This is a genomic window from Novosphingobium sp. CCH12-A3, from assembly GCF_001556015.1.
Lineage (GTDB): Bacteria > Pseudomonadota > Alphaproteobacteria > Sphingomonadales > Sphingomonadaceae > Novosphingobium > Novosphingobium subterraneum.
On the sequence record NZ_LSIA01000255.1, the window covers coordinates 1 to 23,527 of the forward strand.

Here is a 23,527-nt window from a genome sequence, read left to right on the forward strand (position 1 = left end):
AAGGCCTGACCGCCTGGATCCACCACCTGCAAGGCCACAACGGACCCGTCGACGACCCCCTCGCCAACAAACTCTCCCGCGCCGCCAAAAGCGCCGATCCCATGACCGCGCTGTTCGGTGAAGGCGGGCTGCTTACCAGCAGTTGGCGGCCGCAATAGCCTGAATGGCCCCATCCTGTAGCCGTCGGCTCGCAAGTTTGGGGCAGGTCTGGTGAGATCCGCTACCGGCCGAGCGGGATACTGGCGAATTCCTGCCTGATCTCCTGCAGGGAACGTGCGTCGCGCCAAGTCATCGCGATTGGCTTCGATGCCGCGCCGGGGCCGGTCGATCCCCGTTCGGCAAAGCGCGCGTCTTGCGGGTGGAAGACGGTACCCATGGTGCCGTCCCTCGACGTTCCATTCATCGGCGCCCAATGGTCGGGATGGATATGCGCGTCCATGTGGCATTCGATGAAAAGCGCATGTCCGACAGCTTCAGGATCGGCGTAGCGGCCATCGGCAAAGCGCTTTGTCGGATGCCATGGTCGGGCGAGCGCGACCGAAGCGTCCGGCACGCCCGGCTCGCGCGTCAGGCGGCTGCGATAGATCACGAGGCCTGTAGACTGGGATAGAGGGGTGGAGGGCGCCGCAATGAAGGAATGAAACTCGCCCGGTGCGATTTCCGCGGCCCTCTTTCGCGTCCGGATTTCGCTGTCTTCGATCAGCAGCTGTCCGTTACCGAAGATGAAGTCGATATTGCCGGAAATCAGCGAGCGCGCGATCCAGGCCCGGCCGCCATTCGTGAAAAGGGTATCCTGATAGCCGAGTATCGCTGCATCGCTGATCGCCACGCTGTCGCTGGCCACATCGAGGAGAAGCGCAACGGCTTGCGGGTTGGCAATCTTGCCTTCATCGCTGCCTGCGAGCGCATCGTTGGCCAGATAGTCAAAGGTGTTCTCGATCGTGATGTCCGAAATGCGCACCTCGGCTGCATTGATCGTGAGCGTGGCGGATCCCGGCGTTCCCCAGTTGGCGCGGTGATAACGGCCCGATGTCTGTGCCACGGCGCCGAAGTGGAGGCGGCTGACGTTCCGCCCCGCCCCAACGATCTTGATGCGGTTGCGCCGGATCACGGGCTTCTCTTCGTAATCGCCCGGCATGACGCGGATCTCGATCCATCGTTCGGACTGATCCCGCTCGGCCGCGTTCAGGGCGAGCTGCAGCGAGGTGTAGCAAGGCAAGGCAGACCGAGTGCAGTCCCGTGCAACAGCGTATGTATCGGCGGCAGGACTGGCCACAGCGGACGCTCCGCCGAGCAGTGCTGCGGCGAGGACTCCCAAGCAGAACTTCATCGCCCATCCCCCATCTGGCTGGAACTCAGAAGGGCACGCAGAAACCGATCGATCCTGCGCGCGGTAGGTGTCAGCCACGGCTCAAAAAGCCAGAAATCGTGTGGTGCATCGAACAGATCATATACTTCCGTCCGCGTTGCATGGCTTTTCAGCGCCGCCAGCACAGCCACTCTCCCTGCGGTAAAACGCGGGATGCCGCTCCCGAGGATCAGGGTTGGCGGAGACCTCGGCGAAACATGATGCGCGGCGCTTGCGTCGATCCAGGTCTGCGGAGTGCTTTCGAACGATCCACCGACCCATTGCGCGAACGGCGATTTGTCGCCCGCCGCATTCTCGAATTGCAAAGCCAACGGATCGGTCATGTCGAGCACCCCGTCGAGATCGATCAGGGCTGCGACTGGTACCACGCGGCCCGCCTCGTCGGTGCGTATCCTTGCGTCATATGCGAGCAAAGCCGCCATCTGCCCGCCGGATGACGCTCCGCCTACAGCTATCGAACCGGGCTTGATGCCAAAGCGCGCCGCATTGTCGTGCACCCAGCGCAGGGCGTCTGCCGCATCGGTCATTCCCGAAGGATACCCGGCTTCGGGCGCCAGACGATACTCGGGAAGAATTACGGTATGGCCAAGGCCCGCGAGGCGGCTGGCCAGAGCGTAGAAATGGCTCTTGTCGCCCGATCGCCAGGCACCTCCGTGAACTAGCACCAGTGCAGTGCCCAGCCGTCGTTTCTGCGACGGCAGGAATACATCAAGGCCAAGGCTGCGATCGGACAGGCGCTTGTAAGGACGGTCGAACAGGATCTCCTGTCCCTCGGCAAGGGTCACTGCCGGCCAGGTGATCCCGCTGTACTGATCTTTGTACTGCTCAAAGCGCTGGGCGACGGTATAGCTGTCGTCCACCTCTCTTGCGGTTGCTGGCAACGAACCGGTCAGCCCGCAGGCAGCTGCAGCCGCAAGTGCCATCCTCAACAGCGTCATCAACCGGCCGCTTTCATGCAAGGGGGCCGCCCGCGAGGGGATTTGCGGACGGCCCAGTCATCGTCAGAACTGGTAGCGCGCTCCGACGAACCACTGCGCCCCCGTCCGCGAGAACTCGCGGCCCAGATACTGGCTGCCGTCCCCGGTCCCGTATATCCGCTCCTTCTCGTTCGTGATGTTGATCCCCTGTACCGTCAGGGTCAACTTGGGCGTGATGTTGTAATAAGCCGACAGGTCGACATGGGTCGGACCGTACTTGCGCTCCTGAACGTGGCCGTTTCCGCCCGGTTCACTCAACAGATAGTCGTCGCGCTTGTTCACTGAAACGCGAATGCCAATGCTACCGGTGTCAAAATAACCGGTGAAATTGTACGAATTGGGCGAAAGCCCCGTTGAGTCACGCGCCGATACATGGGTGTAGTTCGATGCCACGCCAAAGTAGGACAGGACGCCCGGCAGGAACGTGAACGGCGCGTTGAGCGTGACTTCGACACCCTTCACGCTGTTGCCGCCAGGGGTATTGACCGCCTGGAAGAAGGTGTAGGGCACCTTGGCCGGATCGGCATTGTATGACGCATCGTAGCGCGGATCGGCGTAGATCGCCTGCCAGTATTCCTGCGGCACCGGCTTGGTCACCACGGCAGTGCTGAGCGAGCTGATAATATCCTTCTTGAACAGACCGACAGCGATCAGTCCGCCCTTGCTGAAATACCACTCCAGCCCGACGTCGTAATCATTGGAGAGGTACGGCTTGAGGTCCGGATTGCCGAGGTTGCCAACGGTCCTTGTGGTGTATTCGAAGGTCGGGGCGGCGATGTTGAGCGAGCCCAGCCCCGGCCGCGTCATCGATCGGGCATAGGCAGCGCGCGCCACGATGTGGGGAGTGATGTTCAGCGCCAGATTGAGCGAAGGCAGGAAATTGTCATAGCTGCGCTTCACCGAAACCGCAGAACCGGCAATGGTTGCCCGTGAATCGATGTTGGTCTTCACGTAGCGGACACCACCGTTGGCCCGCAGAACCATCCCGCCGAGGTCGAACTCCCCGGTAACTTCGCCGTAGCCGCCCAGTGTCTTCTCGATCACTTCCCAGCCCGCAGCCGTATTGGGCGTGTAAGTATCGGAGATCAGGTTGGACGCGCCAACCTTGTCGAAATCGAAGACGGCGAATGTCGGCAGGCCACCCGAGACGACGCCCTTGCCGAAGTTGGAGATGGGGAACGGTTGCAGGTAAGTCTGCGGCGCAAAGCTGGGCAAGTTGCCCTGCGCTTCGGAATAGGCCACCGACCTGCGGCTGTAGGCCAAGCCGGTGCGAGCGGTTATGTTGCCAGCCTCGAGAACCAGGTTGCCCTTGGTGGTAAAGTTGTCCTTGATCACCTTGTTCAGGCGGTTGGCCGCTGTCAGCGCATTGATGAAGTTTGCAGCGTTGTTCGGATCGTAGTTGCCATAGTTCAGGACCGGCACGTCCTGGTTCTTGGTGAAATCATACGAGTAGAAGTGCGGGACTGATCGTGCATAGAAGCGCAGCTCCTCGCGGTCGGCCGCGTCGCGCGCCTTGCCAGCCATGACATCAAGCTTGAGGTTGTCCGACGCCTGCCACTTGGCCGAAGCCACATACTGCTGGAACTTCGAAACCGAAGTCTGGTGACGACTTTCGTACCACGAAGTGACATCGTCAAACGACGCGGCAATCAATTGCTTGCCGTCTGGCGCGATCGTGAACGAACGGGGCGTCTGTCCGACGAAATTGCCGGCCGGACCATGTGTCAGCAGCCACTCCATTGAATTGTAGCTGAGACGGTCGTTTTCCAGGCGCGAGAAGAGCCCGTCGAAGCTGACTTCCAAGGTGTCCGTTGGACGGAACTGCAGCGAGCCGGTCAGGCCGAGACGCTTCTGGTTGTTGCCGAAGAAATCGGCGCGAGGCAGTCGCGGCGCCCACAGGCAGTCCAGATTGTCGGCAGCCGGGCAGTCCACCGGCTTACCGGACACGACGGGATTGGTGTCAGCCCAGCTGTCGCCATTGACGAACGGCGATGTCCAGCGGACCGAGCCGAAGCCTTCCTGATAAACGGTGCGTTCCGAGTAGGCGGCAGACACCAGCACGCCGACCCTGCCATCGGCAAACTGATCGGAAAGCATGGCGGTGACGCGGGGGTCGACCTTGCGGGTAATCGAATTGTAGCCGCCCTGCGCCGAGATCACGGCTTGCGGCTTGTTGAAATCGAACGGCTTTGCCGAATAGAGATCGACTGTACCGGCGATGCCGCCCTCTTCGATCGATGCTCGCTGCGTCTTCTGGACATCGACCCGGTTGAACAGCTCCGATGCAAAGATATGGAAGTCGAACGCACGGCCGGCATTGATGGTGAAACCGCCCGAGTCCAGACCGTCGCTGCTGGCAGGAACCTCCATTCCGTTGAGTGTCGTGCGCGTGAAATCCGGGGCAAAGCCACGCAGGGTGATGTTGCGACCTTCGCCACCTTCGCGGGAGATCGCGACGCCCGGCAGGCGCTGAATGGACTCCGAAAGGTTGAGGTCCGGCATCTTGGCCATGTCCTCGGCCAGAATGCTCTCGGTCAGGTTGATTGACTTGCGCTTGATGTCCTGGGCGCGAACCAGGCTGCCGCGAAAGCCGCTCACGACGATTTCCGGCTGCTGCGCAGGAGCGTCCTGCATGGCTTCCTCGGGCGCAGCAGCAGGAGCGGTGGCGGCCGCCACCGGTGTCATTTCGCTAACTGGGGTCAACGCGGACGCGCGTGTCAGGGCCACTGGCCGAGACGTCACCGTGGTCGACGGACTTCTCGTGACGATGGCATAAGATCCGTTGCCGAGCTGGCGCGCGGCAAGACCCGTCCCTGAAAGCAGCCGGTCAAGCGCCTCGCCAACGCTCATTTCGCCGCGAACGGCGTTGGTGCGGATCGAACGCGTTACCTTTCTGGCGGCAATGACCTGAACATCGCCCTGTCGGCCAAGGATGCTGATCGCCGTTTCGGCGGGTTGCGCATCGATGGAGAACTGCCGGGTCTGCGCAGCGGCTTCAGCTTGTGAGGAGACCGCACAAACAATAGCTGACGAAGCTAGCAGTATATTTCTCGAAACCGACATCAATCCCTCCCATATTCAGGCTTGCCAGGCTTTTGATTGTGCCTGTGCAAACAAGAGCTCCCAGAAACAAAAATCCTTCCAAAAAAGATTTGCTTCCGATCTTTTTTCGGGTCGCCTACTCTATTCTGATAATTCCCGGCTCGGCAGTATTTATGCGGACCCCAAGGCTTGCTTTGACCGCTTCTGCGAAACCATCCGGATCGTTTACACGAAACAGACCGTCGAATTGTTCGGCTGCGATCGCCGGATCGGCGATGACGATCTGGCGCCGGTTATAGCGGTTGAACTCCTCGGCAGCGCTGGAGAGAGGCGTGCCGTTCAGATCGATCATTCCGCTGCGCCACGCCAGCGCGCGGTCGACGTTGGTAGACTGACCGGTTTCGAAATCGACCAGCGCACTGGCGCCGACGATCGCCCGGTCCCCGCCCTTCAAGGTCAGCTTCAGGTTGCTGTCGTGCCTTGCGGAAGTCTCGACCACGCCTTCTGTCACGAGCACTTCCACCGCCGTTCCCCGGGTCCTGACCGAGAACGCCGTGCCGACCGCGCGAACCTGGACGTCGCCGACCTGGACAATGAACGGCCGCTTGGCATCCTTGGCGACCTCAAACCAAGCCTCGCCCTGCAGCAGGGCGATCTGGCGAACGTCCTGTGCAAGGTTCACCTTGATCTGGCTGGCAGAGTTCATCGTCATCACCGAACCGTCAGCCAGTGGCAACCGCCGGATCTCGCCCACCCGCGTCTCGAAATCAGTGGCACCGTCTCCCAGCCGGAAAGCAAGGTAACCACCGACCACCGAAGCGGCAGCAGCGCCCATCAACCCACGGCGAGTCCAGCGACCGGCGGATGAAATCGCAAGCGGTGCTGATGGCTCTTCATTCTTGGAGTCTGTCGCGGCCGAAGCTGGGTCGAGTGCAACCCATTCGGCTTCCATGCGCAGCAACAAGCCACGACGGGCGGGGACCTCATCGAGCCAGGTCTGCAGCATTGCCTCGTCCGTTGCCGTCCAAGCGCCGGAGTCCATTCGCGCTATCTGCCCCGCGATGAAGTCCTCGTCCGAGGATCGGGTGCTGTTGACGGGCGAAGTCATGTCCGACCTCCACGCCGTGCGGTGGGCCGCGCCGTTCCGCTTATCAGCGCATCGACTTCCGCCTCGGTCTGCTGCCATGCCTGACGGACTGCCCGAACCCCAGTCCAGATCTGTTTCTCTACGGCTTTTTCCGTAATGCCGAGATGCGCAGCGATTTCCTTCTGCGACCAGCCCTGCAGCTTGCGCAGTTCAACCACTTGCCGGCAACGTTCAGGGAGGCCCGCGATAATGGCGAGGACGCGTTGGTAATCCAGGCGGCTCTCGGTCTGACGTTCCGGAGACTGCAGGGTATCGTCGCTGACGCATTCGATGTCTGCGACGACGTCCAGCGCGACGATCTGCTGTCGCTTGATGCGGCGCAGCACCAGGTTTCTGGCTACGGAGTAAAGGTACGCTACCGGATGCTCGATGTGATCGACCGCCGGGAGCATTGCAATTCTGCAGTAGGCTTCTTGCATGACCTCGTCGATCTCCTCGCCGGGCAAGCGGGACCGCGCAAGCCACCCCCGAACCTGCCGCTCATGCGGCAGCAGGTGTTGCGCAACCCACGTTGCCCTCTGGCGACGTTTCGCCAGCTCCGTGTTCGCCTCGCCTCTCGTAGCATCCTCCTGTGCGGCCGATTTTCGACCTTGCATCATATAAGAGTCACCGGATCGCCTAATCCTTCCGCCAAGAAAATTTTTTAGCAGCAGAAAGAGTCGACGTAACGATTACGGGTGCGGCGGACCCGAAAGCCGTACTCTTGGGTCATAGAATGGGAGATCATCGAAGCACTGACCGACGAACAGGTCTTCTGCACATACACTGGTACCCAGCACGACTGAAGCATCCTATCGTTACAAGCCAGCAATGCGCTCGGCGCAATTGTGGGAAAGGTAGAAAGCCGAGCGCGGCCTACCGCGAATGTGGTGAGATTCCGCCTGCACCCAGAACAGACAGATCGATCTTATCAATGCTCGACGCGCCGGTAATTGCCATAATCTCGGCGAGTTCGGCCTGCAGCAACTTCAGCACACGCTCCACCCCCTGAGAGCCCCCCTTGGTCAAGCCCCAAAGCACAGGCCGGCCGACAAGAACGGCACGTGCGCCAAGTGCCAAAGCCCGCAGAACGTCGGCGCCTGTACGAATGCCGCTGTCTGCATAGACTTCAATGTCCCGCCCAACGGCCTCAACGATTGCCGGTAGCGCGTGGGCCACCGGTTGTGAATGGCGCAGGCCCTGGCCAGCGTGATTGGAAACGATCAGCGCGCTTGCACCATGATCACGAGCGCGCAAGGCATCGTCGGGCCGGATCACGCCCTTGAGGACCAGCGGCAGGTCTGAAAGTCCGCGCATCCATTCCACATCTGCCCAGGTTGCAGCAGCGTCGGGAAAAGTTGCCCCCATCGGCCGATCTGCGTAGTCGCGAACGGCGTACATCTTGTGCTCCGGTTCCTGCCATCGCTGGAACAGCGCTTGCGCGGCAAGGCGCATGGGCCTGGGGAATGCCGGCATCACCGGAAGATCTACCGTGAAGCACAAAGCCGAAGCCCCTGCGGCTACGGCCCGATCAATCACGTCCTTTACCACGCCGCGATCGCGCATGAAGTAAACCTGCTGCCAGTATCGCCCGCTTGCTACCGCCCCCACGGCCTCTGGTGGACGCGTGCCCATCATGCTGAGCGTGGTGATCGTACCGGCCGCCACTGCCCCCCGCGCGGTTGCCACCTCCCCTTCAGGATCCACCAGCGTCGAGCCGACGAACGGCGCGGTCATGATCGGCATCGCGACCTTCTGCCCCAGCACCGTGGCAGTGGTATCGATGTGCGAGACGTCGACCAGCGCCCGCGGCCGCAGGTGCAGCGCCTGCCATGCTGCGATGTCGTCGTGCAGCGTGCGCTCCATGCCGACGTTATTGACGAAGTTGCGGTAGGCCTCGGGCATCAGCGGCTCTGCCGCCGCGCGAAACTCGGCCACGTCGAGCAGGTCCTCCTGCTGCGTCACCTGCTCGAAGACAGTCTTTGCCATGATGCCCGCTCCTTTTCTGTCAGCCCGGTTTGCGTTCGGTGATTGTCGGCAGGCGGCGGATCGGCTCGATCGTGATCGCGCGGAAGTACGTCTCCGCCCCCTCCGACTGCAGCTGGATCTTGCCTGCCGTCAGCGGGATCGTCCGGCCCTTGGCGTCCTTGGTGGTGAGGTTGGTCGCCGCCATCACCGGTACGCCGTTGACGACGTGGATCGACCTGTCACCGAAGACATAGAGGTCGAGCGAGTTCCACTCGCCGAGCGGCCTTTCCGCGTCGGTCCCGGCATCGACGTTCCACGTCGGGAAGCTCAAATTCGAGGGCAGGCCGCCATGGAAGTAGCGGCGGCTCGGATAGGGAATCGACGGATCATTGGCGACCGCCACTGTCGCCCCCACGCGCCAGTCCACTGTCCCGAACGAGGGCTTGCCCTTCGAATCGCCGACCGTCAGCAGCATGCCGACCGAATGCGGCACCACCTCGAACTCGATCGCACTCATCCATGTGCCGAAGAACGCGCCATAGGCCCCGTGCGAGTGATAGAGGACGCCGTTATTGCGCGGCATCGGCATCCAGGTGTTCGCGCCCCACTTGTATTCGACGTGGAGGTGGTAGTTGCGGTGGGCCTCCTTTGTGATCAGCCCGCCGAACAGTTTGCCGCTGGAATAGATCGCCGCCGCACCGTCTTCCTGGACGACCTTGAACACGCCGTAGGTATCGTGATTGAGCCCGATCGGCGCGCTGCTGGGCGTCCCGTAAGTCGTGGCTGGCACGGTGTAACCAAGCCAGCTATCCCACCCGGTCAGATCGCGACCATTGAAAAGCATTCTCGGCGCGGCCCTGTTGCGCGGCAGGTTCGTGAGGATGAGATCCTGCTTGCGGTAGGCCGGATCCTTGGCGATTGCCGCCTTCTGTTCGGGCGTCGAACCATCAGGCGGGCCATCGGCAGCAATCGCGCCGGCAGGAGCAATCAGGGCAAGGCTGCAGGCAAATTTGGCAGCCAGAATGCGGTGAGGTGCGGACATTTGGGGAAGCTCCATCAAAAGCGAGAAATCAGTGGGCCCAGGCACTCTCGGCCAGATCGAAAGGCGATGCCGTCAGCGCAATCAGCGCGGCATCGGATTGGAGGTCGATGGTCGCGGGACGCTCGCAGGTGGATTCAAGGTCAATCACCGAATTCGTCGTGGCTGACCTGACGATGGCCTCCATCACCTCAACCGAGTGGACGATGAACTCGGCCCCGGTGCGGTGTCTGCTGCCGGTGCGGATCGCGAGTGCGAGATCGACGAGCCCTGCGCCGCGATAATCGGCCACCGCTCGCCCTGTGTGGTCATGCCGGTTGGGCGTAGCAAAGCCCTGATCGGCGGTAACGAGGCCCATGCGCGGCGCAGGCGGCGCAATCACCGCAGGCTCTCCCCCGAAGAACATCGGGTCGGCCATGGCCAAAATGCCGTCTGACCCGAATAGTTCGCCTGGCCGCAGCGTAGGCACCACAACGTCGAGCGAGATGATGAAGCTGACCGAGGCTTCGGCAAATTCAAGCACAGTGTTGAACGTTGTGTCGACAGTCACCGGAAAAGGCGTGCCCTGACGAGGGCCACGCAGGATGGTACGCTCTGACTTGCCTGCGCCCGAAACGGAGAAAACGCGCTTCACGGGGCCGAGCAGGTTGATCCACATCGTGGTGTAATAGGGGCCGGCATCATACGGCGGCTCACCCCCCGGACGGTAGAATGCCTCCGGGCTCGGGTGGAACAACTCAAGGCCTGGCAGCCCGAGGAACGAGGTGCCGAACACCGCCTTCCCAATCGCGCCCGCATCGAGCGCCTTGCGCGCTGCCTGATGTGCGCTGCCATAGAAGGTGTCCGGTGCCGAACCGATCAGCAGGCCCCGGCGCTCGGCAAGGTCGGCGAGCCGCCGCGCCGCGCCGAGCGACAGGGCGAAGGGCTTTTCTGAATAGACATGCTTGCCTGCCTCAAGCGCAGCGCCGTTGATCTCCTCGTGCGCCACGCCCGGGGTGAGATTGACGACAAGCTCGATCGCTTCGTCGGCCAGCAGCTGCGCCACCGAAACGGCCCGTGCTCCGAAAGCGGTGGCCTTCTCGGCAATTGCCTGAGGATCACGCGTGGCTATTGCACGCAGATCCAGCGCAGGCGAACGCGTAATCGCGTTGAGATAGACCGGGCTGATATCGCCCGCGCCGACGACACCGATCCTGACAGGCTCCATCCAATCCTCCCGGGCAGCCATCAGGCATGCTTCGCCTATGCCACAATTTAATCGTTGATTAGATTATCTTGCGACGAAGTCAATCGTCCTGCGTCCGGATGCGGCCGGCGCGGATGAGCAGACTTGCCTTAAGCGTTTCGCCCTCCGCCAGCATCGCCATCTTTTCGGGCGCGCGGTTGATGGCATCAGTCGGATGGCTGAGCGGTTCGACGCAGAAAAAATCTGCATCCCGCCCGACATAGACACCGGTACAGGGCAGTCCATCGGACGGTTCCATCTCGATCAGCAGGCCATCAGCAGGTCTCTGGATTGTCAGCTTCCCCTTGCGGCCTTCCTGAATCGTGTCGACCACGCGGCTCGTCATCGGAGCACCTTGCCACCAGTCCACCGCCCTGCCCGCGTCGACCAGCGACTGCGGCAGCCCATCGGGCGAAGTTTCCCACTCACCGCGATGCAGGCCATGGTACACGGCGCTGTCATCGCCTGGAAAATACGGATGAAAGCCCAGTCCCGCCGGCATGGGGCTGCTGCTGAGGTTGGTCACGCTCATGCGAATCCGCACGCCGTCGGCCGCCACCGTCACTTGCTGCTCAGCCCGATAGCGCCACGGCCACACCCCGTCGTCGTAATCGTGGACCAGCCGGATTGACGCGCCATCAAGCGCCATCACCTGCCACGGTCGCACCCAGCCATAGCCGTGCAACGCGTGCGGATGCCAGGTATCCGGAAAGTTGGACGGCAGCCTATGCTCGACCCCATCTACCGCGAAGCGCCCCAGCGCGATGCGATTGCAGAACGGAACGATGGGAAAGCACGCCGCGTCCAGAATGTGCCCGGTCCGCGCTTTGCGGAAGACTGGCAGCCCCCTCCAGTCCAGACTGCGCAGCGAACCGCCGACCTGCGGCGCAATCGTCACTTCGTAATTCGACGTCGCAAGCGTCAGCAGACCGTATTCATCCATGACAACATTTTGATCATTGATCAGATTGGCTGGCAAGCCGGTCGACACAATCTGTTGAAAGGCCTGCGGTCCACCAACCCTATTGCGCGATGGCGGTCGGTTTCGGTCTGGCAAGAAGGTGGTTTGCTGTTAGGGAAGCAATGCGATAATCCACCATTTTCCCGGTGGCCCGAGAGATTGATGCCCGCCAAGAAGCCCTATCACCGCAAAAACCTGCGCCGCGATCTGCTCGATGCCGGCCGCGAATACGTGCGGCAGCATGGGCACCACGGGTTATCGATCCGCACCTTGGCGCAGCAGGTCGGTGTCTCGCCGGGCGCACCCTACCACCATTTCCCTGACCGCCGCTCACTTCTGCTGGCATTGGCAATTGAAGGCTTTGAGGAAATGCTTGACGGCGCGGAGCAAGTCCGCCGCAGCACCGTCACCCCTGCGGAAAAGCTCAGCCGCATGGGCCTGCTGTTCATCCGCTTTGCCGAAACCAACCCCTTTCTGCTCGACCTCATGTACGAGAGCGAGCTGACCTCGCCAGTACTCGACCCGGCGCTGCTCGATTACCAGCTCAAGGGGCATTTCAACCTGCGTGATCACCTGCGGGCAGCACTCCCCGGCGTGACCGACGACGAGGCCGATTTGCGCGTGATCGCCTTCTGGTCGGCGATTTACGGGTTCTCCTCGATGCGCAAGAAGGGCGTGATCCGGCCGAGCGAGAGCGCCGTGCCGACTGTCGACATCGCCGAGGCCATTGTCGCCCGCGCAACTTTGGCCGCTCTGGCAAACTGAACTCTCCGACATGCTGAACCACGGCGCATCGCCGCGCCTGCGCCATCGCGCCGTCCTGCAATCAGAGCGGTGATTAGATTTACGCTTGACGCACAGGTGCCACCTATCTAATCGGCGATCAAATGGACCGACCATCAAGGTGTCGGCCGTCTTTTTTCGGGAGGGGAAAGCCATGAAGATCACTGCCATCCTGCTTGCTACGTCCGCCTTGGCGCTGGGCACGCCAGCCTTCGCGCAAAGCGCACAGCAATCGCAGAACGCCGGTCAGTCCGATGACGCCGATCGCGGCGTGGGCGATATCATCGTCACCGCCAACCGCATCGAGACGACCGCGCAGGACACGCCGATTGCGCTCAACGTCTATACCGGCGCTGATCTTGCCGACAGCGGCATCAATTCGGTCCGGGACCTTTCGTCGATCGACCCCAGCCTCAATGTCTCCAGCTCAAACAGTTCCGCCTATATCGCGGTGCGCGGCATCGCCTCGACCGACGTCACCGAGCTGGGCGATCCTTCCGTGCCTGTCTCGCGCGACGGCTTCTTCACCAACCGCGCCTATTCGATCAACACCTCGATGTATGACGTTGCTCGTGTCGAAGTCCTGAAAGGTCCGCAAGGCACTCTGCAGGGCCGGAACTCGACCGGCGGCCTCGTCAGCATTGTCACCAACCGGCCCAAGTTCAAGAACGAGGTCTCCGCCTCGTTCGAATACGGCAACTACGACACGACCAACGCCGACGCCGCCGTCAACCTCGCCCTGTCGGACAACTTCGCGCTGCGCGCTTCGGGCGTGTTCCTCAAGCACGACGGCTACCGCCGCCAGGTCGGCGTGATGAAGTCGGCCGACAACGAGGACTTCAAGTCCGGCCGCATCCAGGCCCGCTTCGCCAAGGACGGGTTTGACCTGTGGGTGTCCTACCAGCGCGATGATCGCGACACTGACGGCGAGGCCGTGCTCAAGAACACCCTCGGCGCGCCCCAGCCCAGCTTCGATCCGCTCCCGGCATTCCGCAGCGATTCCCCCACCCGCACCGTACTCAAGGGTGAACGCATCCGCTGGGAAGCCAGCTATAGCGGTCTTGGCAACCTCAACCTGATCTATTCGGGCGGATGGGACAAGCAGCGGTTCGACCTCACGCTCGACGCCACCGGCCCAAACTATCCGGCCAATCGCCAGTACCTCAACACCCAGGCGCCTACGACGTGGAACCACGAAGTCCGCATCAGCAACGAGAAGACCGGCAAGCTCTTCATCCAGGCGGGCTACTTCCGCTTCACCGAAGACAACGCGCTCGTAGCTGGCCTGTACAATCGCGAAATGACCGGCGCTTTCGCACCCGGTCAGCCGCTCTCCTTCGCGCCCAACGCCGACCAATCGTTCCGCTATGGCATTGCCTTCGACTTTGCGGTGAAAACCAAGTCCGACGCCATCTTTGCCCAGGCAGACTATGACCTGAACGAACAACTCCAGCTTTCTGCCGGCGCGCGTTACACCTGGGACAACAAGTCGCGTACCGGCAACTCCCGCCTTGTCCTGCCCGCACTGGCGTTTCCGCTATGCGGCAACGGCTTCCCGGCGCCCGGCACCTGCCCGCCGTTCCCGATCGTCAATTCAGGCAATGGCGAAACGAAGGAAAGCAAGCCGACCTGGCACCTCGGCCTCAACTGGCGTCCGGAGTCGGGCCGCCTGATCTATGCCAAGTACGATCGCGGCTACAAGTCGGGCGGCTTCAACTCCAACGGCTCGGTCGCCGCCACGCCCTATGGCGCGGAACAGGTCGATGCCTTCGAGATCGGCACGAAGAATACGCTGATGGGCAATGCCCTGCAGCTCAACTTCGCCGCCTTCTACTTCAACTACAAGGGTTATCAGGCGCAGCAGAGCACCTGCCCGACCTGCTCGACCGGCGTGTTCAACGTCGGCAGCGCCCGCGTCCTTGGCCTGGAAGGCCAGCTCAATGCCCGCGTAGCCGAGAACACGAAGCTCTATGTCAACAGCACGCTTCTCGACACCAAGTTCGGCGATAACATCATCGTCCGCAACGGCAACAACCAGAACGTCGACATCAGCAAGAACCAGTTGCCCAACGCCCCGCACTTCACCGCCTCCATGGGCTTGGAACAGGGCGTACCACTGGGCGATCACCTGCTCTCGTTCCGTGCCGACGGCAAGTACTCCTCGAGCTTCTACTTCTCGGCCTTCAACTTGTCGCAGATCCGCTCGCCGTCGTATTTCCTCGGCAACCTCTCGGCATCGATCGAGCCCAACGCCGGTGGCTGGAAGCTGCAGGCCTACGTCCGCAACGTCTTCAACAAGAACGTTCTGTCCTTCGCCGAGCAGAACTTCAACGGCTTCAGCGACAATTACCAGTTCCAGCCGCCTCGCACATATGGCGTGCGGGCGAGCGTGAACTTCTGATCTGACACGCGTACCGGCGGGAGGTGAAGCCTGGCTCCTTCTCCCGCCATCCAGGAGTAAGACATGCCCGGTTCGTTCAAATACGGTGTTTCAACCTATAGCTACGTCGACGACTACGGATCGGTCATGACGCTGGAAGACGCGTTCGATCACATCGCCGATACCGGTGCCACTGGAATCGAGATCCTCGGCGAAGGACAGATCGAAGGCTACCCCAACCCCTCCAGCCAGTTTATCGACCGCTGGTTCGGCCTGCTCGACAAGTACAAGCTGGAACCCACCAACATGTGCTCGTGGGTCGACATGCGCATTACGCTGGGGCGCAATCTCACCGTCGAGGAAGGTGCCGCGGAGCTGGAGCGCGACCTGCGCCTTGCCCACCAGCTGGGCTTCAAGTTCCTGCGTCCGAAGTTCGGTGTGCTTTCGCACGACCTGATCCCCGAACCGCAGTGGGAGGCCTATACCGAGCGCAACCTCGATCTTGCCCACAAGCTCGGCGTGGTCATCTGTCCGGAAATCCACGCTCCCACGCCGATCAAGCATGAAGTCGTCGATGGTTACATCAATTTCATCGAGCGCACCGGCACGAAGAACTTCGGCTTGATGATCGACACTGGCATCTTTCAGGACCGCCCGCTGACGCACTGGGGCTCGCACCAGATCAACGACGAGGCGCGCAAGCACATGGAATTCCTCAACGGCATTGCCGTCAATCCGGAGGAGTTCCTCGACATCGCCAAGTACGTCGTGTTCATCCAGGCCAAGTTCCACGATATCGACGAGAACCTCGAGGACCAGAACATCCCGTGGAAGCCGGTGATCTCGGCGATCAAGCGCTCGGGCTATTCGGGCTACCTGTCTAGCGAGTACGAAGGCTGGCGCGCGCCTTGGCGCTCGATCGATCAGGTCCGTCGCCAGCACGTGCTGCTGCGCAAGCTGGAGCGCGAGTTCGACGAAGGCAAGTTCGCCTGAGGCCTTCCGCCCCCCCAAGATTTCCCGGAGAACACCATGCTCGAACACCAGCTCATCCAGAGCACCGGCTTCCGCAATTTCGGCCCTGTCGGTGCGCGCGAAGGCTTTGCCATCCGCATCCGTATTCCCAACTACCACGGCACCCGCCTGTCGCAACTCGACGGCTTCGACGTCACCGTCGACGGCGTGTTCTACGATCACGAGATCAACCGCTTCGGCATCCGCGACGAAGTCTATACCATGGCCGAAATGCGCGAAGAGACCACCGCGCGCTGGGGACTGACCGAATGGGGCGAAATCCTCGTCGACAAGCCGGGCGGCCTCGAACCGGGCGTCCACAAGATCGAAGTCCTCGCCCGCATCCGCTATTCCTACTTCCCGCCAGACGTGCATATCTTCCCGATGCACGCCGAACGATACGGCACCATCTGCATCGCCTGACAGGATAGGCATCCGGCGATTCTAACATGGGGCTTTGGAAGCTCATCAAGAAAACGAAGGTTTGAGCACACATGACGCAGCAGTTCGGTAGACAGGGGGACGATTATATCCTCACGCCAGAGGAGATCGCCCAGTTCCATCGCGATGGCTACATCACTTTGCGCGGCGTGATGACCGAGGAGGAACTTGCGCCGCTCGAGACCGAATTCGAGCGCTTCATTCGGGGCGAAGTCAGCGGCATGGGCAAGGATTTCTGTGACATGTCCGGGCCATATGACCGTGCATTCGAGAACTTCAGCCTGGTAAATGCCGTATTGCCGCGTCACTATGAACCAAGCTTGCGCGACAACCTTTACGAACGGCGCGCAGCCTCGATCTCCCGACAGCTGATTGGAGAGACTGCAACTCTGGATTATGACCAGTTCCTCGCGAAACGCCCTGCAAAGCCCGATGCTGTTTTTACCATGCATCAGGACCTCGGTTACTGGCCCACCGGAACCCCTGAGCCATTGACCGCGACCTGCAGCCTCGCACTCGACGATGCCGATCCGGAAAATGGTTGTCTCAAGGTTGTGCCGGGTTCGCAGAAGCAAGGCCTGCGTCCGCACCGCCCTCTGATGGGTGAAGATCGCAGCAAATCTCACATCCTCAGCGTCGAACTGACCGATGCCGATATGGTCGTGGACCTGCCGCTGAAGCGGGGCGACATTACCGTGCATGACGAACTGATCGTCCACGGCTCAGGGGGGAATACCTCGCCGGACCGCTGGCGGCGTACTTACATCGTTGCCTTCCGTTCGAAAGCCTGCGTGGACTTCGAACGTTCGATCGGCTTTACGCATTCGCACAACGACACAATCGCTTGGGAGACACATCTCGCCGCGCTAACCGCTTGAAGGAGGCGTTCCGACCGACCTCCAATGTGCCTCGAATTTATTGTTCATGGCTTTGCCGGCGGCTACCCAAGTTGCTTGTGATCACTTCGCGCTCGTAATGCTCGTCTCGTCCGTCGATGGCACCAAAGAAGGTTCCTAAGCGGTAACAAAAACAACGTAGCTATCGCTTGGGCTTGAGCGCTTCGGGTATTTCGCTTCCAGACGAACGGTCGAAGGTTTCAGGATCAGGCGTTCAGAAAGGGACATCTGACCAACCGGGCCCACTCGCGTCACTCATTCGTCGACAAGCCGAGCAGACTGGCGGGTGCTGGGGTGACCAACCCGGCTTGGACAGACATAACCGTCCACAATTGCTACCCCGCGGTTCGAGCCACGCCAGCAGTCTGGCCCGGGCATCGGGAAGAAGTTCAAATTGAACAGGCCGCTCCGTTTTCAGCTGCATGACGATTACCCGCCATCTGCCGGCCGCTTTATTCTCTCGACCAGACTTCGGCAAAACCCGACTTCCAGTTCCAGGCCGACAGGCCTCACACATCGACGGGAACAGCGCAGCTGGTACCGAGGCATAGCGCAAGAAATGTCAAATTGGCGCGCAATCGGCCCTAAAGCCCTACCGCACCCAGTAGCCTAATCATCGCAGCATGTGAGCCACAAGAGCTCAAGTCTTTTACGGGAGAGAAGCATGGCTGGTATGGGGTACGTGCGCGCGGCGCTGTCGCTGATTGCTGCATCGACATCGAGCGTTGCCTTGGCGCAGGCTGAAGCACCCAAAGGTGATGACGAAATCGTAGTGACAGCGCAGCGCCGCGAGCAGTCGTTGCTTGACGTGCCGCTGGCCGTGACCGCGCTGGGCGGGGATTCGCTGGCAGAGCGCGGCATCACCAATTCGGCGCAGCTCGGCGAGGCGGTGCCGAACCTCCAGATCAACAGCCCCTATGGCAACACGCAGCCCAACTTCACCTTGCGCGGCATTGGCGTGGCCAACGATTACAATTCCAATCAGGCTTCGCCGGTCGGGGTCTACCTCGATGATGTCTATCTCGCGCCACGCACCAGTCACGGGATGGGCTTGTTCGATCTGGACCGGGTGGAGGTGCTGCGCGGGCCGCAGGGCACGTTATTCGGCCGTAACACCACCGGCGGCGCGATCAACTTCATCACCAAGCGGCCGGATCTTTCGGGCAGCGAGGGCTACGTCCAGCTTGGCTACGGCAACTTCGGCACGTTCACCGCTCAAGGGGCGCTCGAAACCACGCTGTCAGAGGGCGTCGCTGGCATCCGCGCGGCGGTGAACTACGCCAAGGGTGACGGGCAGATCCGCAACACCTTCGCAGGAGGCCGTGATCCCAATTCGACCGATACGCTGCAAGGTCGCCTCTCGCTTCGCCTCAAGCCGAGCGAGACCGTCAACGTTGTCCTGCGCGCCTACGGCGGGCGCGATCGTGGCACGCAGGCTGCGGTGCATGGCCTCGGTGCCTTCCGCGCTGGGCTCGACTTCTTCGAGACCAATGAAAACCGCGTAGGTGACAATAACACCGACGCCTGGGGCTTCAGCGCCAATATCGGCGTCGACCTGACGGACAAGATGACGCTGACCTCGATCACTTCGTACGACGGCGGATCGCAGAACCTGCAACAGGCGGCGGACGGCTCGCCACTCGATATCCTCGATATCACCTGGCAGTCGCAGTATCGCCAATTCAGCCAGGAATTGCGCGCCAACTATACTGGCAGCGGCGTGACCTTCGTCGGTGGCTTGTTCTACGGCTACGACCGCAACGTAACAGACAACCGCTTCAACCTCCCGCTGCCACCAGCCGGCGGCTTCTTCCAGCACTACCGGCAGCAGCGCCGTTCCTACGCCGTTTTCGGGCAGGCTGACCTCGCACTGACGAGCGCGCTTAGCCTGACGCTCGGCGCCCGCTATACCCGCGACACATCAAAGTACGACGACGCCTTCGCCTATCTCTTCGTGGGTGCAGTGGGTGCACCTGATTTTCCGATCGCCTCCACTGTGCCGTGCGTCGGCGTGCCCGGCACCTGCGCTTACGATCCCGCGGCCCGCTATGCGCTGAAGGACAACAACAACGCACTGACCGGTCGGGTGGCGCTAAGCTACACCTTTGGCAGCGGAGCGCTGCTCTACGCGAGCTACAATCGCGGTTACCGCGCTGGCGCGGTCAACGGCGGCGGCTACACTTCCTCGAGCGGGATCAGCTATATCAAGCCCGAGTATGTCAATGCCTTCGAGCTTGGCGTCAAGGGCCGCACGGCTGACCGCGTGCTGACCTATGCCATCTCGGCGTTTTATTACGACTACACCAACCAGCAGCTGCAGGACACGCGCCCCGGGCCGGTCTCATTCCTTGTCAATGCACCCAAGTCCGAGGTGTACGGCCTGGAAGCGGAAACGACGTTGCGGCCGATCAATGGCCTGAGGGTCAATGCCTCGTTCGGCCTGCTTCAGTCGAAGTTCAAGGAGTTGACCCTTCAGGGTACCGACCTCGCCGGCAACCGCCTGCCGTTTGCGCCCAGGTTAACCGGGCAGCTTGGAGCCGACTGGGATGTGGTCGATGTGGCCGGCGGTCTAGTGACCTTCTCGCCGAACGTGGTCTATGCCAGCAGCCAGTTCTTCTCGCCCTTCAACGCGGTGAACGTGGCAGGCTCGGCACAGGTCAATTCGGAACTCGCGCAAGAGGCCAACGCCAGGGTCAACGGCGCGCTCAGCTGGAGCAACGACACAATCACCGTTCGCGCCTTCGCCAACAACCTCTTCAACCGCAAAACCTATGGCTACGGCCTTGATCTGCGCGGGGCTGGTTTCCCTTACAACTTCCTTGTTCCGAATGCGCCACGCACCTTCGGTATCTCCGTTCGCGCGGACTTCTGAGCATGGACACCGACCTCGGCGATCCTTCGCTCTATGCGGCGGGCATGCCTTATGACCTGTTCGCACAACTCAGGCGCAAAGGGCCTGTCCATTGGAATCCGCCCGCGCAGGATCGAGGCGGGTTCTGGGCGGTGCTCGGTTTCGAGGAGATCCTAGCGGTCTCGAAGCAGTCCGATCTGTTCTCCTCGGCCCGCGAGAATGGCGGCCACCGCATTTTCGACGAGAATGAGGCAGGGCTCGCCGGTGCGGGTGACAGCGGCATCGGGGTGCCGTTCATCTCGCGCGATCCGCCGATCCACACGCAATACCGCAAGTTCGTGGTGCCTGCGCTCTCACCGGGGCGGCTCGAGGGGATAGAGACGCGGATTGCGGCCCGGGTGGAGGCCTTGCTGGCCGGGGTCCCGCTGAACGAGATCATCGATATTCTGCCCTGTTTCACTGTACCGCTGCCGCTTCTCACGCTTGCCGAGCTGCTCGGCGTGCCGAGTGACATGTGGCGCGATCTGCACCGCTGGACCGATGCTTTCATCGGTGAGGACGATCCCGATTTCCGCCAGTCACCCGAAGCGATGCAGCAGGTGGTGGGCGAATTCTTCGGCTTCTGTCAGGCACTCTTCGAAAGCCGCCGGGCCGAACCAACCCGTGATCTTGCCTCGCTGCTCGCCAACAGCGAAATAGGAGGTGAACCCGTACCGTTTGCCGATTTCGTCGGCAATCTCGTACTCGCGCTGGTCGGCGGTAACGAGACGACCCGCAACACACTGAATCATTCGATGATCGCCTTCGCGCGCGAACCGGCACAGTGGCAGATGATCCGCGACAACCCCGACCTGTTGCCCGGCGCAGTCAAGGAAATGGTGCGCCATGCGAGCGCGGTGATCCACATGCGCCGCACCGCGATGCGCGATACCGAACTGGGTGGGCAGGCAATCCGCAAGGGCGACCGGGTGGTGATGTTCTACCCCGCCGGCAATCGTGATGCCGCTGCCTTCTCCGATCCCGACCGGTTCGATATCACCCGGCAGGTGCGCCAGCATGTCGCCTTCGGGGCGGGTGCTCATGTCTGCGTCGGCTCGCGGCTTGCGGAAATGCAGCTGAGGGTGGCATTTGGTCACCTTGCGCGCCATGTTTCGCGCTTCGAGATTGTGAGCCAGCCGCAGCGCGTGCGATCCGCGTTCATCAACGGGTTCAAGAAACTCGAGGTGCGGCTGGTTCGGTGACGAGGGACGAGTGATGCCGAAACAGCTCGCAAGGGAGAAGGACGCGTCCGCACCCGCCCAGAAGGTGTGGGACAACAAGGCAATCATCTGCGACGTGCTCGGCAGACCGCCCGAGATGGAGCTCGGTTCGCTGGGCGATGGCTGGTCGCTGTGCCGCTGGCGGCAGTTCGTAGGGAGCTATGCCCTGCCGCCAGTGCCCGATCCGATCTTCATTGTGCACATCGCGGGCAAGCCCCGCGTCAAGACCTGGGAGCGCGGCAGTTGGACCGAGACGCATTCGATTCCCGGTTGCGCTACGATCGTGCCCGCCGGAATGCCCACCGGCTGGCTTGTCGATGGCGAGCTCGACGTGGTCACGCTGAGCGTTTCTTCGGAGGTGCTCAAGACCGCCTCACTAAGTGACCAGTTCAGCAAGATGCGCTTTGCCTTCACCGATCCGCTGGGCGTGGCGCTGACGCGGCAGATCCTCGCAGAGCTTTATGCCCCCCATGCAGACGAGCGCGAGGCCTATGTCTCGGCCATGGTGGGTGCGCTCAAGGCGCACATCCTCTCGGGCGTGCCGGCACAGGGCAAGCCGCTCGAAATTCCGACCTCGGACTTTTCAGCTTACCGGCTTCACAAGGTAATGAACGCCATCCTCGATCACCCGGAACACGAACACAGCCTGGAGCAGATGGCGGCGACCGCCGGCGTCACCCCCTCGCACTTCTGCCGCGTGTTCAAGAAGGCCACCGGAATCTCGCCGCACCAGTATGTGATGAAGGCTCGGCTCGACCGTGCACAGCATTTGCTGGCGCAGACCGACATGACGCTTGCCGCGCTTTCAGAATCGCTGGGCTTCACCAGCCAGAGCCATTTTAGCCGCGCCTTCCGGGCCTATGCCGGGCGCACGCCAAGCGACTTTCGTCAGCACGAGCAGACCATCCAGTAGCAGTAAAGACCCCGCATGACGCAATGCGCCGCCGCCGTCGCCCGCACCCCGCATCAGGACTTCAGCGTCGAGACGCTGGAGGTCGATGCGCCGCGCGCTGGCGAGGTTCTGGTGAAGATCGCCGGAGTCGGCTTGTGCCACACCGATCTCGTGTTCCGCGACCAGTTCGCGCCATATGCGCTTCCGGCCGTGCTGGGGCATGAGGGTGCAGGCACGATCGAGGCGATCGGGGAAGGCGTAGAAGGGCTGGCTGTTGGCGACCGCGTCGTCCTTGGCTTTTCGAGCTGCGGGGCCTGCCCGCGCTGCGATGAGGGGCTGCCGAGCTATTGCCGCACTTTTGTGCCGTTGAACTACGCCGGAATGCGGCTGGAAGATGGATCTCAGGCCTATCGTGCCGCAGATCAGGCAGTCGCCTCGCACTTCTTTGGACAGTCCTCCTTCGCCAGCCATGCAATCACCCGCGCGCGTAATGTGGTGAAGATTTCGGAGCATGCCGCACCTCTCGCCCTGCTTGGTCCGCTCGGCTGCGGCTTCCAGACTGGTGCCGGCGGGGTCATGCGCTCGCTGGCCGCACGCGCCGGTTCCAGCATCGCGATCTTCGGCGGAGGCCCGGTCGGCCTTGCGGCGGTCATGGGCGCGGTGATTCAAGGCTGCACCACGATCATCCTCGTCGAACCGATCGCTGCGCGGCGCGATGTGGGCCTCGATCTCGGTGCCACCCATGTGATCGATCCCGCCGCGACAGACGATCTTTCTGCCGCGATCCGCGCGATCGTCCCCGATGGCGTCGATTTCGGATTCGACAACTCCGGTCGACCCGAGGTGATCGAGGCGGGGCTCGGCGCACTCGGCTCGCACGGTGCGATCGGACTGGTCGGGGTGCCCGCCCGGCCCGAGGCTGCGATCAGCGTGAACATTGCTGCGCTCATGACCCCGGGCCACCGTATCATCGGCATCATCGAGGGCGACAGCGACCCGCAGAACTTCATCCCCGAACTGATCGCCCATCACGCCGCAGGCCGCTTTCCGTTCGACCGCCTGATCAAGACATTTCCGCTCTCCGAGATCAACGCGGCCATCGCGGCGCAGGCGAAGGGCGAATGCATCAAGGCCGTACTTTTGCCGTGATGTCTTCGGGGTCTGAACCAGCGTCCAAGTGTCCTGGTTGGGAGTCAGATGCGGTTCACGCCCAAAACAGCCATTCAAGCTCTCGCTGCTAAATGTCGCAATATGTGAAGGGTTTCGGGCGCTTGCGTACGAAAGCCTCCAGTGCAGGAACCCGCGGG

At 61.8% G+C, this 23,527-nt stretch carries 18 protein-coding genes and 1 pseudogene; 9 read left to right on the forward strand and 10 right to left on the reverse strand.

The window, feature by feature from the left end:
* Positions 1-220: 220 nt before the first annotated feature.
* From AX703_RS20780 to AX703_RS20820, 9 genes are all read right to left on the reverse strand, one after another.
* On the reverse strand, positions 221-1,330 hold the full coding sequence (locus AX703_RS20780; protein ID WP_062346890.1) for a pectinesterase family protein: 1,110 nt from the start codon (positions 1,328-1,330) through the stop codon (positions 221-223).
* Positions 1,327-2,292, reverse strand: coding sequence for an alpha/beta hydrolase (locus tag AX703_RS20785; RefSeq protein ID WP_062346891.1), 966 nt, complete (start codon positions 2,290-2,292; stop codon positions 1,327-1,329). The genes AX703_RS20780 and AX703_RS20785 overlap by 4 nt, the downstream gene beginning before the upstream one ends.
* A gap of 78 nt (positions 2,293-2,370) precedes the next feature.
* Positions 2,371-5,409, reverse strand: coding sequence for a TonB-dependent receptor (locus AX703_RS20790; RefSeq protein WP_062346894.1), 3,039 nt, complete (start codon positions 5,407-5,409; stop codon positions 2,371-2,373).
* A gap of 115 nt (positions 5,410-5,524) precedes the next feature.
* Positions 5,525-6,496, reverse strand: a complete 972-nt coding sequence (locus AX703_RS20795; protein WP_062346896.1) for a FecR family protein — start codon at positions 6,494-6,496, stop codon at positions 5,525-5,527.
* On the reverse strand, positions 6,493-7,071 hold the full coding sequence (locus AX703_RS20800) for an RNA polymerase sigma factor (RefSeq protein WP_255355090.1): 579 nt from the start codon (positions 7,069-7,071) through the stop codon (positions 6,493-6,495). Before AX703_RS20800 ends, AX703_RS20795 begins: the two co-directional genes overlap by 4 nt.
* A 319-nt stretch (positions 7,072-7,390) precedes the next feature.
* Positions 7,391-8,503 carry an alpha-hydroxy-acid oxidizing protein gene (locus AX703_RS20805; RefSeq protein WP_062346899.1) on the reverse strand — a complete coding sequence of 371 codons (1,113 nt, stop codon included), beginning with the start codon at positions 8,501-8,503 and terminating at the stop codon, positions 7,391-7,393.
* A 19-nt stretch (positions 8,504-8,522) separates the two neighbouring features.
* Complete coding sequence (locus AX703_RS20810) at positions 8,523-9,524, reverse strand: DUF1080 domain-containing protein (protein WP_062346900.1); 1,002 nt, start codon at positions 9,522-9,524, stop codon at positions 8,523-8,525.
* Between the two features lie 28 nt (positions 9,525-9,552).
* A complete protein-coding gene (locus AX703_RS20815) occupies positions 9,553-10,728 on the reverse strand; it encodes a Gfo/Idh/MocA family protein (protein ID WP_197423792.1) in 1,176 nt (391 codons plus the stop codon).
* 79 nt (positions 10,729-10,807) lie between these two features.
* Entirely contained in the window at positions 10,808-11,725 is a 918-nt protein-coding gene (locus AX703_RS20820; protein WP_197423793.1) for an aldose 1-epimerase, read from the reverse strand.
* A gap of 144 nt (positions 11,726-11,869) precedes the next feature.
* Here AX703_RS20820 and AX703_RS20825 point away from each other — a divergent pair, with 144 nt between their 5' ends.
* The 5 genes from AX703_RS20825 (at position 11,870) to AX703_RS20845 (ending at position 17,200) form a co-directional block, all read left to right on the forward strand.
* The gene (locus AX703_RS20825) at positions 11,870-12,472 is read left to right on the forward strand and encodes a TetR/AcrR family transcriptional regulator (protein ID WP_062346907.1); all 603 of its coding nucleotides are present in this window, start codon (positions 11,870-11,872) and stop codon (positions 12,470-12,472) included.
* A 172-nt stretch (positions 12,473-12,644) separates the two neighbouring features.
* Complete coding sequence (locus AX703_RS20830; RefSeq protein ID WP_062346909.1) at positions 12,645-14,891, forward strand: TonB-dependent receptor; 2,247 nt, start codon at positions 12,645-12,647, stop codon at positions 14,889-14,891.
* A 63-nt stretch (positions 14,892-14,954) separates the two neighbouring features.
* Positions 14,955-15,863 carry a sugar phosphate isomerase/epimerase gene (locus AX703_RS20835; RefSeq protein ID WP_039335579.1) on the forward strand — a complete coding sequence of 303 codons (909 nt, stop codon included), beginning with the start codon at positions 14,955-14,957 and terminating at the stop codon, positions 15,861-15,863.
* 36 nt (positions 15,864-15,899) lie between these two features.
* The gene (locus tag AX703_RS20840) at positions 15,900-16,304 is read left to right on the forward strand and encodes a DUF6379 domain-containing protein (RefSeq protein WP_039335577.1); all 405 of its coding nucleotides are present in this window, start codon (positions 15,900-15,902) and stop codon (positions 16,302-16,304) included.
* Between the two features lie 71 nt (positions 16,305-16,375).
* Entirely contained in the window at positions 16,376-17,200 is an 825-nt protein-coding gene (locus AX703_RS20845) for a phytanoyl-CoA dioxygenase family protein (RefSeq protein WP_062346911.1), read from the forward strand.
* 276 nt (positions 17,201-17,476) lie between these two features.
* Here AX703_RS20845 and AX703_RS28530 read toward each other — a convergent pair.
* A pseudogene (locus AX703_RS28530) lies at positions 17,477-17,660 on the reverse strand (integrase); the annotation flags it as partial.
* A 222-nt stretch (positions 17,661-17,882) separates the two neighbouring features.
* Here AX703_RS28530 and AX703_RS20850 point away from each other — a divergent pair.
* From AX703_RS20850 to AX703_RS20865, 4 genes are read left to right on the forward strand one after another with little or no spacing between them, the layout of a single operon-like run.
* Positions 17,883-20,090: a TonB-dependent receptor gene (locus AX703_RS20850; RefSeq protein WP_231735647.1), complete on the forward strand. Its 2,208-nt coding sequence runs from the start codon at positions 17,883-17,885 to the stop codon at positions 20,088-20,090.
* Between the two features lie 2 nt (positions 20,091-20,092).
* On the forward strand, positions 20,093-21,310 hold the full coding sequence (locus tag AX703_RS20855; protein ID WP_062346915.1) for a cytochrome P450: 1,218 nt from the start codon (positions 20,093-20,095) through the stop codon (positions 21,308-21,310).
* A 13-nt stretch (positions 21,311-21,323) separates the two neighbouring features.
* The gene (locus AX703_RS20860) at positions 21,324-22,241 is read left to right on the forward strand and encodes a helix-turn-helix domain-containing protein (RefSeq protein WP_062346917.1); all 918 of its coding nucleotides are present in this window, start codon (positions 21,324-21,326) and stop codon (positions 22,239-22,241) included.
* Positions 22,242-22,256: 15 nt separating this feature from the next.
* Positions 22,257-23,369 (forward strand): NAD(P)-dependent alcohol dehydrogenase, encoded by a 1,113-nt coding sequence (locus AX703_RS20865; protein WP_062346919.1) that lies wholly within the window; start codon positions 22,257-22,259, stop codon positions 23,367-23,369.
* Positions 23,370-23,527: the final 158 nt, after the last annotated feature.

Coding starts and splice junctions, on each gene's coding strand:
- AX703_RS20780 (WP_062346890.1), bottom strand. CDS start 1,330: ATGAAGTTCTGCTTGGGAGTCCTCGCCGCAGCACTGCTCGGCGGAGCG.
- AX703_RS20785 (WP_062346891.1), bottom strand. CDS start 2,292: ATGGCACTTGCGGCTGCAGCTGCCTGCGGGCTGACCGGTTCGTTGCCA.
- AX703_RS20790 (WP_062346894.1), bottom strand. CDS start 5,409: ATGTCGGTTTCGAGAAATATACTGCTAGCTTCGTCAGCTATTGTTTGT.
- AX703_RS20795 (WP_062346896.1), bottom strand. CDS start 6,496: ATGACTTCGCCCGTCAACAGCACCCGATCCTCGGACGAGGACTTCATC.
- AX703_RS20805 (WP_062346899.1), bottom strand. CDS start 8,503: ATGGCAAAGACTGTCTTCGAGCAGGTGACGCAGCAGGAGGACCTGCTC.
- AX703_RS20810 (WP_062346900.1), bottom strand. CDS start 9,524: ATGTCCGCACCTCACCGCATTCTGGCTGCCAAATTTGCCTGCAGCCTT.
- AX703_RS20815 (WP_197423792.1), bottom strand. CDS start 10,728: ATGGAGCCTGTCAGGATCGGTGTCGTCGGCGCGGGCGATATCAGCCCG.
- AX703_RS20825 (WP_062346907.1), top strand. CDS start 11,870: ATGCCCGCCAAGAAGCCCTATCACCGCAAAAACCTGCGCCGCGATCTG.
- AX703_RS20830 (WP_062346909.1), top strand. CDS start 12,645: ATGAAGATCACTGCCATCCTGCTTGCTACGTCCGCCTTGGCGCTGGGC.
- AX703_RS20835 (WP_039335579.1), top strand. CDS start 14,955: ATGCCCGGTTCGTTCAAATACGGTGTTTCAACCTATAGCTACGTCGAC.
- AX703_RS20840 (WP_039335577.1), top strand. CDS start 15,900: ATGCTCGAACACCAGCTCATCCAGAGCACCGGCTTCCGCAATTTCGGC.
- AX703_RS20845 (WP_062346911.1), top strand. CDS start 16,376: ATGACGCAGCAGTTCGGTAGACAGGGGGACGATTATATCCTCACGCCA.
- AX703_RS20850 (WP_231735647.1), top strand. CDS start 17,883: ATGGCTGGTATGGGGTACGTGCGCGCGGCGCTGTCGCTGATTGCTGCA.
- AX703_RS20855 (WP_062346915.1), top strand. CDS start 20,093: ATGGACACCGACCTCGGCGATCCTTCGCTCTATGCGGCGGGCATGCCT.
- AX703_RS20860 (WP_062346917.1), top strand. CDS start 21,324: ATGCCGAAACAGCTCGCAAGGGAGAAGGACGCGTCCGCACCCGCCCAG.
- AX703_RS20865 (WP_062346919.1), top strand. CDS start 22,257: ATGACGCAATGCGCCGCCGCCGTCGCCCGCACCCCGCATCAGGACTTC.